The 13,141-nt window shown below is 69.9% G+C and carries 11 protein-coding genes; all 11 read right to left on the reverse strand.

Going from position 1 to position 13,141, the window contains the following annotated elements; all coding sequences use genetic code 11:
- Positions 1-147: 147 nt before the first annotated feature.
- Positions 148-879, reverse strand: a complete 732-nt coding sequence (locus I2E26_RS03090; protein ID WP_195419569.1) for a class B sortase — start codon at positions 877-879, stop codon at positions 148-150.
- Between the two features lie 72 nt (positions 880-951).
- On the reverse strand, positions 952-3,678 hold the full coding sequence (locus I2E26_RS03095; RefSeq protein ID WP_195419570.1) for a VaFE repeat-containing surface-anchored protein: 2,727 nt from the start codon (positions 3,676-3,678) through the stop codon (positions 952-954).
- Between the two features lie 12 nt (positions 3,679-3,690).
- Positions 3,691-4,149, reverse strand: a complete 459-nt coding sequence (locus I2E26_RS03100; protein ID WP_101677781.1) for a DNA gyrase — start codon at positions 4,147-4,149, stop codon at positions 3,691-3,693.
- Between the two features lie 109 nt (positions 4,150-4,258).
- Positions 4,259-5,260 (reverse strand): hypothetical protein, encoded by a 1,002-nt coding sequence (locus I2E26_RS03105; protein WP_219350861.1) that lies wholly within the window; start codon positions 5,258-5,260, stop codon positions 4,259-4,261.
- Between the two features lie 2 nt (positions 5,261-5,262).
- On the reverse strand, positions 5,263-5,982 hold the full coding sequence (locus tag I2E26_RS03110) for a hypothetical protein (RefSeq protein WP_195419571.1): 720 nt from the start codon (positions 5,980-5,982) through the stop codon (positions 5,263-5,265).
- Between the two features lie 9 nt (positions 5,983-5,991).
- Positions 5,992-7,593, reverse strand: a complete 1,602-nt coding sequence (locus I2E26_RS03115; RefSeq protein ID WP_229056369.1) for an NlpC/P60 family protein — start codon at positions 7,591-7,593, stop codon at positions 5,992-5,994.
- A gap of 2 nt (positions 7,594-7,595) precedes the next feature.
- Positions 7,596-10,073: a VirB4-like conjugal transfer ATPase, CD1110 family gene (locus tag I2E26_RS03120; protein WP_195419572.1), complete on the reverse strand. Its 2,478-nt coding sequence runs from the start codon at positions 10,071-10,073 to the stop codon at positions 7,596-7,598.
- Positions 10,042-10,467 carry a PrgI family protein gene (locus I2E26_RS03125; RefSeq protein WP_101677783.1) on the reverse strand — a complete coding sequence of 142 codons (426 nt, stop codon included), beginning with the start codon at positions 10,465-10,467 and terminating at the stop codon, positions 10,042-10,044. The genes I2E26_RS03120 and I2E26_RS03125 overlap by 32 nt, the downstream gene beginning before the upstream one ends.
- Before the next feature lie 12 nt (positions 10,468-10,479).
- Positions 10,480-10,695, reverse strand: a complete 216-nt coding sequence (locus tag I2E26_RS03130; RefSeq protein ID WP_006234636.1) for a hypothetical protein — start codon at positions 10,693-10,695, stop codon at positions 10,480-10,482.
- 84 nt (positions 10,696-10,779) lie between these two features.
- Positions 10,780-12,585: a VirD4-like conjugal transfer protein, CD1115 family gene (locus tag I2E26_RS03135; protein ID WP_101677784.1), complete on the reverse strand. Its 1,806-nt coding sequence runs from the start codon at positions 12,583-12,585 to the stop codon at positions 10,780-10,782.
- Positions 12,582-13,133, reverse strand: a complete 552-nt coding sequence (locus I2E26_RS03140) for a hypothetical protein (RefSeq protein WP_195419573.1) — start codon at positions 13,131-13,133, stop codon at positions 12,582-12,584. The genes I2E26_RS03135 and I2E26_RS03140 overlap by 4 nt, the downstream gene beginning before the upstream one ends.
- Positions 13,134-13,141: the final 8 nt, after the last annotated feature.

The following is a 13,141-nucleotide window of genomic DNA, read 5'->3' on the forward strand; positions in this document are numbered from 1 at the left end:
GTGTTCAGGTGGGTGATGTGAGAAGAGGCGGGCAATTGCCCGCCTCTTTCCGTTGTGCGATTTCGATTTCCCACGGCTAGTCCTGGTCGTCGTCGCCGGCTGCGCAGCAGGCGTAGGCCGTGAGCGTGAAGAGCCCCATGAGGAGACCTATTCCGAAGGGCGCGAATCCCATGCTTCCACCTCCTTCGCGTAGACGACGGTGCGGGAGTTGCTCGTCTGGTAGCTACAGGTGACGAAGGCCCAGGCTTGGACGACGTCTTTCGGCTCTTCCAGGACGACCTCGCATCGGGACAATTTGTCCCCGAGATAGGAGTCGAGCGCCGCCGCGTCGGCGAAGTCGGTCCGCTTGCCCTCCGAGCTCGCGTCGACCACGTCGGCCGCGAAGACCTCTAGCTCGATCGCCTTCTCGCGAGTGAAGACCCGGATGGTGCGGTGCCCCTCGGCGAAACCGCGCGACGAGTACTGCGCGAGCGGCGCGAACATGGTGCCGTCGGACATGTGGTGCCCGTACACGATGACGAGCGGGCTCTCGGCTCCCTGCGCGCAGCCTGCGTCGATGTAGGGAGCGCCCCATGCGGAGCACTCGCCGTTAGCATCGTGCGTGAGGTAGAAGTCGGGCGATTCCGACCGGCCCTGGACGATCGGGTAGTCGACGGTCGTGCCCGGCACGCGCACCCATGCGACGACGGAGGCGGGAAGGGCGTCCCAATCGATTCCGCCTCCCGTCTCTTGAGCCTCCATTGCCGCGTCCTCTTCCGCAGCGGGCACCTCGTGCACCACGTACGGGTTCCTCTCGGGCTGCGGCAAGACGGCGAGCGCCGCCAGCGCCAGCAACGCCACGACGACGGCGAGCGCCGTGGCGGCTTTCCCTTTGTTCATGTCCTCCCCCGTTCGCAGGGGAGGCCCCGGGCGAGCGCCCAGGGCCTCCGGTTCGGTATCGATGCGCTGCCGCTACTCTTCCGGCTTTTCGGCCGCCTCGTCCTTGCTCGCGGCCGCCTTGCGCTTGCGATACGCAAGCGCTCCGCCCGCACCCGCCGCAGCTGCCAGAGCGATGCCCGCGGCCACGGCGTAGCCGGTGCCGTCGGGGGCGTCGGCCCCGGTCTTGGCGTAGGGCTCCTCGGGGACCTCGGGCGTGCCGGGGTTGTCCACGACGACGCTCTGCTCGGCGGAGTCGATGTCCTCGTGGGCCGCAACGACGTTGCCGGCGGAGTCCAGGACCTTCTCGAAGACGACGAGCTCGTCTCCCTCGGCCAGGCCCTCGGTGTCGAACTCGAAGGTCACCTCGACGGTGCCGGAGGGCGCCTCGGGCTCGAAGGGCGTGCGCGCGGTCACCTCGTTGCCGTCCTTGTCGAGGAACGGCTCTCCGGTGCCCTTGTCCATGAGCGTGCCCACGGCGATGTAGGTCTCGCCGGGGACGAGGCCCTTGTAGGCCACCGTGTCGACGACCTTGGCCTTGCCGGCCTCGATGACCTGGTCGCCGTCGGCGGCGTCAGCCGCCTGCGTGCTTACCTCGACGGCGACGTGGACTGTCTGGCCCTCGTCGGAGAGGTCCGCGTGCGACGCCACCTCGGCTCCGTCCTTGCGTAGGCTCTCGAACACGACCAGGTCGCGGCCGCCGAGCAGGCTCGCGTCGAAGGAGATCTCGACGTCCTGGTTGCCCGTCGAGAGCGCGGGGGCGAACTCGGCCTTGGCCTCCACGGGCATGCCCGAGACGTCGGTCACGGGCTTGCCGGTCGCCTTGTCGACGAGGGTGGCCGAGAGCTCGTACTCCTCGCCGGCCTTCAGGCCCTCGTAGGCGACGGCGTCGACGACCTTGGCCTCGGCGTCGGCCGAGACGTCCTTGTCGCCGTCCGCCCCGTCCTTTGCCGTGGTGGAGATGCGCGGGCCCTCCTGGTCGTCAAGGCCCATCCACACGGCCTTCGCGACCGTCGAGTCGCGATCGATCCAGAAGCTTCTCGTGATGAGCTCGAGGCCCTCGTTGGCATCGCAGCGCAGCTCGGTCATGGTGTAGGCGCCGTACGGCAGGGCCGCCAGCGAGTCGTCGACCGGCGCCGAGGAGCCGTCCTCGCCGAGCGAGAACCAGATGCCGGCCTTCGGGTCCATGTCGGCGGCAGCAATCGGGCCCTCATGGCCGAGCAGGGCGTCGTTGGCGTTGGTGTCCCTCGAGTGCTTGTTCCAGCTGCTCGCGGTCGACGCGTCGCCGTTGCGGTCCGTGACCAGCACGTGAATCTCGCCGGTGGCCGCGTTCTCGATGGCGAACGGAACCATGAGGCCGGCGTTGTCGGACTCGCTCTTCTTGGAGAGCTCGAGGTCGTTGCGCACCACCTGGTCGCGGAACTCGAGCGCGGCGCCGTCCGCGGAGGCGCTCACGATCTCGTCGCCGGTGCGGACCTCAAAGGTGCGGGGCTCGCCGTCGGTCAGCAGGTAGCTCCCGTTCGTCGCCGTCTCCCGCACGTCGTAGGTTCCGTACGGCAGTGCGTCGGCCGCGGTCTGCGCGGTGTAGGCGCCGGCCTCGTCGTTCCATGCGGTGGTCAGCGTGGCCACGGCCTCGCCCGGCTCGCGCCACTCGCCGTCAACGAGGACCTTGTGCGCCGAGCGGTTCGTGACGGTGAACTCGATCCCGTCGAGGCCGGGGTGCTCGCCAGGCGCCTCCTTGTGGCCGCTGCCCGCGAGCGCCTCGGACGCCTGCAGCTCCTTGTCGGACTTGGTCACCTGCACGCCGCCGTGGAAGACCTCGTCGGTCACGGGGTCGCCCGTGAGGTCGCACACCTCGCCGGCCTTCACGGTGAACGCGACGGGGACGTCGCTGGCGTCGTAGCCCTCGGGCGCGCCGGACTCGACGATGCGGTAATTGCCCGCGGGAAGCGCGTCGGCGCCGGTCGCGGCGACGTGCGACCCGTCCTCGGGCGCGGTCTTTATCGTGGCGCATACCTCACCGTCGGCGTAGTACTTGCCGCCGACCAGCACGTAGCGGCCGGTCTCGTTAACGACGAAGAAGCTCGCGCCGTCGAGCGAGGCGTCGCCCTGGGGCTCCGCGCCCGCCTCGGAGTCCGTTTTGGCGACCTTGACTCCGCCTGCGGACCAGCTGAAGCTCACGAGCGTCTGGGAGCCGCCGCCGGTCCTGACGCAGAACGCCTCGAACCCGGCGGATACCTTGCCGGCGCCCGCCTTCATCTTGGCGAAGGTCCCGCCGATCAGCTCGGATTTCGCCCAGGAGGCGAACTCGGCGCTCGTGCCGTGCGTGGCAGCCGACTCGGACCCAGAGTAGGCGTAGGCGATGAGCACATGGCTCGCCGCCGCGTACTTGGCGTCGTCCCAGCCGCCGCCGTCGTACCAGCTGCCCGGGAACATCGACGCGTCGAAGCCGGGAGAGCCGAACGAGTACCAGATCGCCGCTGTCACGTCGCCGCTCGGCACGGGGCTCGTCGAGTAGGAGCCCGGCGCGGGCGTCGGGGACGAGGGCTCGGCGCAGTAGGCGATGTTGCCGTCGGCGCTCATCCACGTGGTGGCGAAGCCGCCGTAGGGGATCTTGCCGCCGATGGACACGTCTACCGTGCTCGGCGCGGCGTAGGCGGGCGAGGCCGCCACAGAGGCGAGCAGAGCCCCCGCCGCCAGGATGAGCGCCATGGCGCATCGGAGGAGCTTTTCCTGCAGGGTGCAGTCTTTCGCTGCGTTCATCTTTCCGCCTCCCTATCTCTCGACGCTTCGCTGTGCGCGGGGCGCCTCGTGCTCGGCGGCGCGGCTCGCCTGGCGGGCGTGCTCGGCGCGCTCCGCGAGGTAGCGCGAGCGCCCTGCGTCAACGGCCTCCTTGAGCTGCGCCGGCATGACCTTCACGGTGTCCTTGACCGTGCGTCCGTCCTCGTCGAGCTCGGGCTGGCCGTCCGGGCCCATCACCGTCTTCCTCAGCCACACCTCGCGGTTCGCGAGCAGCGGTATGTCTCGGAAGTCGGCCCCCTTGAAGCGGCTCTCGTTAACGAACATGGGGCTGAACTCGTAGCCTCCCACGTCCATGCCGTCGACGACGGTGCCCTTGGGAAGGGTCGCCGAGTTGAAGGTCCTGGCCTCGCCGGTCGCGCGGTCGGTGTACTCGATGCCCTCGCGCACGAAGCTCTTGTGCAGCGAGAGGTACACGTTCTTCCTCTCTTCCATGTCTTTCCTCCTTTTCGTTTTCAATCGGTCCTTTTCTTCATCCGCCGGGACGCGTGCCCCGGCGCGGTGCCCCTATCTCATGGCGACCGCCCCCTTCCTCGCTTTTCCGCTAGAAGCCGCTCACGATGTCGCGCGCCCAGGAGCCGCTTTTCACGAGGGCCAGGATGAGCAGCACGCACATGGCCAGGTACTGCAGCGCGTAGGTGAGCCCGTTCGCGACCGCGTCGGCCGGGGTACCCGTCCCGGGGTTCGCCCCGGTGAGCCCGCCGAGCACGAGCGGGAACGATATGAGTAGCACGAGGATGATGACGCCGGCGATGCAGACCGCCCCGAAGCTCTTCAGGTAGCCAAGGCCTATCTGGCGCGTGGCGTCCATGCCGAGGAACGCCAGCGGGATCGGGGCGAACGCGGCCATGATGTAGAGCTGGAGCGCGCGGGCCCAGCAGACCACGAGGGCGACGACGTAGGCCGCCAGCACCACGACCCAGCTGATGAGGCTCACGACGAGCATGGCGATGAGCGACGGGATGTCGTCGTCGGTGGTGACGACGGACACCTCGGGCAGGTCGAGCGCGCCTCCGGCGCCGAAGAGCGCCTCGACTCGGTCGATGGCGAGCCCGCAGACCTCGTAGATCGACGCCATCAGGTCGAAGCTGTTCTGTATGAGGAACAGGAACACGGCAAAGAACACGAGAAGGAAAACGACCTCCTTGACGCCGGGAAGGCTCTGGCTGCCGTCCATGCGCTGGGAGATCTCGATGAGCTTCAGGGTGAAGACCAGGCCGAGCACCCCGCACCCGATCGGCAGGATGGCAACCTGCCATACGCCCCGGGCGACGTCGTGCATGGTCAGGTCGCTCGAGCTCGTGAGCATGTGCGCGAAGTCGGCCGAGAGGATCCCGTTCGCGCCGATCGACCCGAGCACGCCCGTTTGCGCCTTGAACATCCAGTTGCAGCAGTCGCGCAGAAGGCCGCACAGCCAATCGTTGACGTCCCCGGCTATGTCGGCGTATGCCGGCTGCACGGGGACGAGCAGGAGCGCGCAGAGGGCGAACGCCGTCGCGGCGGAGATGGCGAACGCCCTTCGGCGTCGCGCCTTGAGCGCCCCCATGGCTACATCGCCTCCAGCGAGCCGCCGCGCGAGACCACGGTGACCACCGTCGAGGCGGGGTCGTCGAGCGTGAAGGTCGTCGACGCGACGTTCCCGGCGTAGTCGAGCCACACCTCTTTGTCCCAGGAGGCACCCGCCGCCTGCGGGGACACCTCCGCCGCCTTCCTGGCGACGGCCTCCTCGATGGCGGCGACGTCTACGCCAAGCGCCTCGGAGAGGCGGCCGTCGGTGCCGGTCACGGAGAACGTTCCCTCGCGTGCCTTCTGGGGCGCGTAGGCCTGCGTCAGGAGGTCGCAGGCCAGGGTGCGGGCGTCCCCGCCGCCCGAGACCTGGATGAGGGACAGGCCTCCCGCCTTGTCGCCGGTTCCCTTGACGTCGATGGGCACGCTGAGCACGCCGTCGGCCTCGGTTGGCTCCTCTGCCGAGAAGAACCAGGCTCGCTCGGTGCCGCCGGCGCTCTCCACCATGGCGCCCTCGACGATCCGCAGCGTGGCGGTCGGGTCGTCGGCTCCCGTCCACACGGTGTTCCAGAGCGCCTCGGCGCCCGAGGCGGCCTTCCCGGTCGCCGCGTCGGCGCCTGCAGCCGCGGGCTGCGCCTGCCCCTGGGGGCTATCCTGCGCGCCTTCCTGCGGGGCGATGGCGCAGCGCGCCGCGCCCGCGCCGAGCGCCACGGTGAGCGCGCCTGCCGCGACGGCGGCCATGACCCTTGACTTTCCCTGCATTGGTTTCTCCTATCTCGCGGTGAGCGCGCAGCTGAAGCTGCCGATGCCGCTCGCTATGCGGCACACGTCGCCCGTTCGCGGCTCGTGTATGTACCTGTCGTCGCCGATGTAGATGGCCACGTGGCCCGAGCGGTAGAGGATGTCGCCGGGCTTCGCCTCCGAGAGCGGTATGCGCCTGAGCTCCTCGTACTGGGAACCCGTGTAGTGGCTTATGCGGATGCCCGCCTGCGCGTAGCAGTACTGCGTGAGCCCGCTGCAGTCGAGCGCCTTGCCGGGGGTCGAGCCTCCCCACACGTAGGGCACGCCGAGCTGGCTGTACGCCGCCTCGACGATCGCGTTCCCGCTCGCGGACGGGTCCTTCAGGTCCTCGACCGTCATGGAGTCGAGCCGGTAGAGGCCCCATTGCGCCATGATCGACTTCAGGGACTCGACGTAGGACGAGTCGGTCGCCCAGCCGGCGTCCTTGAGCCCCTCGGCCATCCTGTCCGAGTCGTGCCCCTCGATCGCCTCGCGGATGAGGGCGTTGCCCGAGTAGCGCTCCGCCTGCAGGAAGATCCTGCTGCGGAAGCGGATGCACTCGGCGTCGCCGGTGAAGCGGATGAAGCTCGCCGTGATCTGGGTGTGCTCGCCGGGCACGTACTCCTCGCTGGTGGCCCAGTTCGCCTTGCCTGCGACCTCCGGGCAGCCCGCGTAGCCCGACCACCACTTCATGCCGAAGAGGTTGTGGTCGCGCTCTGCGAGCCGGCTCATGCGGTCGCCCTGGCTGGACTCCTGGATGATCTGCGCGATGGTGCAGCCCGCCGGGTGCCCGTACTCCTCCTGGCACTCGAGCGCCGCCTCGACCATCTCGTAGGTGATGTAGGGCGGCAGCCCCTCGAGACCCTGCTTGGAGGCCGCGTCGTCCCAGAAGCCGAACAGCGCGCTCAGCAGCTGCGCGACGGCGAGCGCGCAGGCGACGAAGGCCACGATGCCGGCCACCGCCCCGAGCAGGGCGGGCGCTGCGCCCGAGGCCGCGCCCGCGATCGCGGAGGCGGCGCCCTTCGACCCCGCGGCGCGGGCCGCCTCGCCCGACGCCTGCGCGGCCGCCTGGGCCGCCTGGTGCCTGGCCGGGGCGGTCGCGCCGGCTGCCTCGGGGCCGCGCGCGCCTCCCTTGGGGGCGCCGAGGGCGGTCGCCGCCTTGCGGCTGCCTTGGGCTGCTTTCTTCGCCTTCCTCTGCCGCAGCCTTCCCGCGGCCTTCTTGGACGCGCGCCCCGCGTCGTACATGCCCGAGGCGCCCTCGAGCTCCTCCGAGTCGTCGAATTGGGAGACGGCCTCCCGGGCGATCGCCAGCTTCGCCGCCTCGACGCGCGAGCGCATCGCGGCCGCCGCGCGCCGGTCGCCGGCGGGTTGGGACAATTTGTCCCCGAGCCCGCCTTCCGGAGCATCGGGCTTGGAGGGGCGCTCCTTCGCCGTTGCGGCGGGGCCTCCCGCCTCGTCGAGCGGGCCGGCTCCCTCCGAGACGTTTCCCAGGGCGTCGCGCTCGGTCTCCGTGACGTCGCCCGAGGTGAGCACGTCGCGGCGCTGCGCCCCGACCACCTCGAGCATCCCGCCGCCCTCGCTCGGGCCGGCCATTCCTATTCCTCCGCCTCTCGCGCCGCCCGGCGCATCTCGCGCTCGGCGACCTCTGCGGGCTTGGTGTTCCACAGGTCGTAGAGCGGGCCTTTCGGGAAGTCGTCGGTGATGGGCACGCGGATCCCGGCGCTGATGAGCAGGCCCTCGCCGGGCTTGACGGCGTCGCCGATGTAGCCGCGCTCCGTGGCGGAGAGCTGGAGCATCTCCGCCCACGCGTCGAGGTCGGCGGTGGACTGCTTGTGCAGCAGGAAGAACTCGGAGTTGAGCACCATGTCGCGGGCCTCGGCGTTGGCCAGCATGTGGCTCGTGTTCTGGCTGATGCCGGTGCAGATGAGGCCGAACTTGCGCCCCTCGCGCCACAGGCGGGCGAAGTACTCGACCACCGTCGGGTGCGCGAAGAGGCTCTGCACCTCGTCGATGTAGAGCCATGTGTAGTTGGGGCGCGGCGGCGTGACCATCACGCGGTTGCGCACCATCTCGAGCGCCGTGATCATGCCGAACACGCGCATGTTCTGGCCGAGCCCGTGCATGTCGATGTTGGTGATGCGGTTGTCGAGCGCCACGTTGCTCTGGCCGTTGAAGAAGGAGAACGCGCCCTTCACGTAGCGCTCGTAGCGCAGCGCGATGTCGGCAGCCTCGGGCTCGGGCTGAGCGAGCAGCGCCGCGTGGAAGTCGCCGAGCGTGGGCAGGCGGCCGTCCCTCGCGCACTCCCGGTACGCCTCGCCGACGCAGCGGGCGATGATCGAGCGGTCGCGCTCCGGCAGGCCCTCGCGCCCCTCGGCCATGAGCGCGCTCGAGAGCGCGAGCACCGCGTCGGTCTTGTACGCGAGCTTGGCGGCGTCGGCGCGGTCCGCGACGTCGGCGGTGTCGAGGGGGTTGAGCACCGCCGAGCATCCCGGGGCGAGCTCGACGTTCGCGCCGCCGAGCGCGCCGACGAGGTTGCCGTACTCGCCGGCCGGGTCGAAGATCACCACCTCGTCCTCGGGGTGCGCGAGAACGGTGTTGGTTATCTCGCGCTTCACCGAGAAGCTCTTGCCCGAGCCGGGCTTGCCGCACACGAAGCCCATGGGGCTCGCCAGGCGCTTGCGGTCGCACAGCACCAGGTTCCCGCTCTCCTTTGACTGCCCGTAGTAGCCTCCGCCCGCCTCGTCGAGGCTCTGGCTGGCGAAGGGCATCTGCATGGCCACCTGCCCCGTGGTGAGGTAGCGGCTCACGGTGACGTGGTTGTCCCCGAGCGGGAGCACCGAGTTGAGAGCCTGGCGCTGCCGGAAGTGGAGCGGCTCGAGGCCGATCGTGCAGCCCTGCGCGACGCTCGTTACCTGCTGGACGCGGCGGTCGAGCTCCTCGAGGCTGTCGGCCCAGGTGTAGACGAGGCCCGTGTAGACGAACAGGCGCTCGGACTTGTTGCGCAGGAAGTCGAGCAGCTCCTCGGCCTCCTCCTTCGAGAAGCGCAGCTCGGGCGGCAGGATCTGGTAGTCGTAGCCCTTCTTCACGGCGCTCATCTGCTCGTCGATGATCTCCTTGTCCATCCAGTCGATCTGGCGCTTCACGAGCGCGAGCGCCTCGCTCTGCGCGATGGGCTGCACGTGCAGCGTCACGTTGAGCGGCAGCGGCAGGTCGATGATGGAGGCGAGGTGGGTCTCCTCGATGACCGACCCGAAGCTGCGCACGGCGAGCACCGCGCCGTAGCGCCCGTCGCTGCAAAAGCAGTCGGACCTGCCTTCGGGCTTGAAGTCGAGCGTGGAGGGCATGACGAAGTCCTTCGTGCGCGCGCCCGACGTCGGGGACAATTTGTCCCAGGAGAACTCGAAGCGCGACCCCGGGCGCAGCTGCCCCTGAAGGAGCTCGAGCCTCTCGGCGCCGTCGAGGGCGCGCGACGAGCAGCGTATGCGCGCGAGCGTCTGTTCCACGTCGCCCCGGATGCGCGCAAGCTTGGGCACCGCGGCGTCGACGTCGTCGGCGCCCACGGCGTAGGTCAGGTAGCGGTGGCGCACGAGGTTCGAGACGCCCTCGCGCATCTTGTCGTTGAGGATCCGGTTGTACTCTTCGGCGAGCCCGGCGGTGGCGCGCTCCCCGGGCTCGAAGAAGACCTTGCGGCCGACCTCGTCGGCGGGGATGGGCGCGTTCACTACCTGGAGCTGCACGTGGGAGTCCGCCGGGAAGTAGTTGAACAGCGAGCTCATCACGGTGAAGGCCGTCTCGCGCGCCTCCTTGCGCGCGGACTGGTAGCTGATGTCGGAGAACTCGACCGTCTGGCTGAACACCCCGGGCATCACCTGGGCGATGCCGTCCCTGTACATGGCGTCGTAGCCGACGTAGGCGGCCATCTCGCGCGAACGGTCGCGCTCCCGGCGGCGCCTCTGCCGCTCGGCCTCCGCGCCCTTCGAGGCGTCCTTGCGCCCGCCCGTGCCGCCGAGGAGCAGCCCGAGGGTGCTCGGGCGCTTCGGCCTATTCTCCTTGTTGGTTCTTGCTCGGCTCATAGAGCTCGGCTCCTTTCTTCCTGGTCCTGCGCCTCGCGCGCCGCCCCGGGCGGCCCGGGCGCGGCGAGCCCTCGGGGAGGCTCGCGGCGAGGCAGGGCTCGTACGCGAGCAGCTGCGGGGAAAGCTCGTGTGCCGCCAGGAGAGGCAGCAGCTCCTCGGCGCGCATGCCGAAGGGCCGCCAGAACCCGGCGAGCCAGAACGGCATGCTGCAGAGCATGATCGGGAAGGCCGCGTCCGCGACGTCGGCGTGCAGGCCCAGGTGGACGAAGGCCGCCGCCCCGACCGCGCTGCCGAAGCCGAGCGACACGCATGCGAGCGTGCGCAGGCTCATCTTCCCGACGATCTTCTCCTCGTACTCGCCGATGTCCTTCTGGACCGGTATCCGGAGCGCCATCCGCGACGCCCCCTATGCCGGCAGCCAGGACGTGTCCAGCTGCCCGAAGTAGACCGACGCGGCGATGATGATCGCGCCGCCGGCGATGGTGGATATGGCGGTCGCGATCTGCGGGCCGCCCTGCTGCTCCCTGATGGCCAGGCCGAGCGAGACCGCTCCCCACACGACCAGGAAGCCGCCGAGGAAGGTCACGCAGCCCGACACGAGCTTGATGACGTTTGCGAGCATGCTGCTCTCCTTTGCTTTCGGTTGACGATGTTCCTTGCTGTTCCTCCCCCGCGGCGGGGGAGGCCCGCGCCCTCCGCGGCCCCGTCACGAGGCGCCATCCTTCCGCCTGCGGTACTCCGCGAAGTCGAACGGGCCGCGGCGCGCGGCCTCCTCGAGCAGGCGCGAGCGCGGGTGGCGCTCGAGCCGGTACTTCCGGTCCATGAGCGGCATGCACCCGTTCACGAGCACGAGCGCGTCCTCGCGCGGCATGCGCGCCACCTCGGCGGGCTGTATGAGGTCGCGCTCGGAGATGCCGCGGTTCACGGTCCGGGTCCAGCCGGCGCCCCGCGAGTCGCTCTGCGTCTCGCTCGCCACCGTCTGCTTGCCGGCCATCTTGCTGATCTCCTCGTTGGTCTCGTTCGCCTTTCCGCCCAGGTAGAGCAGCGTGTCGCAGGCGTTCACGATGGTCTCGGCGTTGTTGTCGCCGTAGGTCTCCTTCAGCTGCGAGAGCGACTGGGCGATCATCGAGACGGCGATGTTCCTGCTGCGGGTGACGGCGATGGTCCGCTCGAAGTCGGGTATGCGCCCGATGTTGGCGAACTCGTCGAAGACGAAGTGCACCGTCGTGGGCAGCGAGCCGCCGTGCGCCTCGAGCGCCTCGGCGCAGAGCGCGCTCACGGCCGTATCCATGAGCAGGGCGAACAGGAAGTCGAAGGTCGAGTCGGTGTCGCTCATCGACGCGAAGAGCACGACCTTGGCGCCCTCGTCGCCCATGTGGGCGAGGTCGAGCTCGTCTTTGGAGGTGAGGTCGCGGACGGCACGGATGGACAGCGGCTTCAGGCGGACGTTGCAGCTCGAGAGCATCGACTTCATGGTGTCGCCGGCGGCGACGCGGAACTCGCGGTAGCTCGCGAGCGCGAAGTCGTCGGGCGGCGCCGGCTCGCGGACCTTGACCCACTCCCACGCGCCGTCCTCCTCGGCGAAGCCGCGCAGCGAACCGCCCTCCGCCGAGGCGCCGCCGCGCCTGACGTAGCGCTCGCCGGTCTCCAGCTCGCGGAACACCATGTCGAGCGGGCTCATGTAGCCCGGGTCGTCGCGTGCGTCGGCGAGCGAGAGCAGCGTGAGCAGCCCGTCGAGGTTTCGGTCGGCGGGCTCGCAGTGCATGACGAGGTAGGCCGTGAGCGCGGTGTAGACCAGGCGCTCGGCCTTCTCCCAGTAGGGGTCGCCCTTGTGGTCGGCCTCGCCCTCGGTGTTGGCGACGATGCCGCGGGCGAAGCGGATGACGCCCGCCTCGTCGCGTATGTAGGCTATGGGGTTGAAGCGCATGGAGCGCGAGAAGTCGATGGTGTCGAATGCGCGGATCTCGTAGCCGAGCTCCGCCAGCGCGCCGCCCATCTCGCGGATGAGCGTGCCCTTCGGGTCGGTCACGAAGAAGCTGGCGTTGGCCTGCAGGAGGTTCGGCTTGACGTAGTAGCGTGTCTTGCCGGTGCCGGGTCCTCCCACCACGAGCACGTTGTCGTTGGTGTCGGTGGAGAGGTCGAACCTGCGGCTCACGAGGCGGATGCGCGCGCTGTCGGTGAGGATGATGTTGTTGTCGGGGTCCTTGGCGTCGCCGAAGGGCGCGATGTCCTTAGGCGTGGCCCACCTGGAGCTCCCGTGCTCCTCGCCGTCGCGTCGGGCCCCTTTGGACCCCAGGGAGCGCGCCCAGGCGAGGAGCGCCGCGCACGCGCAGGCGGTCCCCGCGCACAGGGGAAGCGCCTCCGTTGAGAATGCGCGTCCCGCGCGGAGCGCCGCCATGGCGGCCTCCGGGTCGAGAATCGGGTTCGCGCCCGACGCCGCGATTGCCGCGGCCGCGAAGTCTCCCGCGGCGAACGCCGCCGCGGCCAGCGCGGCCGCCGCCTGCCATCTCATCTCTCGAGCCCCTCGATCTGGCGCGGGCCGCGGTCCCGGCCGAGGCCCTGGCTGTGGGCTTTCGAAGCCTCGCGCGCACGCTCGGCGCGCTCGGCCAGCCGCTCGGGCGCCTGGCGCCTCTCGGCTATCTCGGAGAGCCGCTCCCTTGCGCGCTCGGCGGCCTTTCCCGTCTCTTGCTCGAGCTGACGGAAGGCCTCGTCGACCTCGGGCGCGTCCTCCGCCTTGAAGAGCAGCCAGTCGCGGCCCTCGCCGGGGATGATGTGGTGCTCGACCGACGCGGCGCGCAGCTTGTCGGAGACGACCTCCTTGATCGTCGCGTACTCGGGAAGCCCCGAGAGCTCCTCGAGGCTGAGCTTCGCGTGGGTCGGCACGCCGTCGGCCGCGATGGCCTCGGCGCGCCCGCCGGCGATGGTCCCGCGGATTCCCGCAAGGCGCTCGGAGAGCTCCCTCGCGCTGCGCGCCATTGCCTCGGCGCCGGCCTCCTGGCCGATCCTCAGCATCCAGTCGAGCAGCTTGCCGCCCGCCTCGTCCCCGTAGTCGCTCGCCATCCCGCGCC

The organism is Collinsella sp. D33t1_170424_A12 (assembly GCF_015554865.1).
Lineage (GTDB): Bacteria > Actinomycetota > Coriobacteriia > Coriobacteriales > Coriobacteriaceae > Collinsella.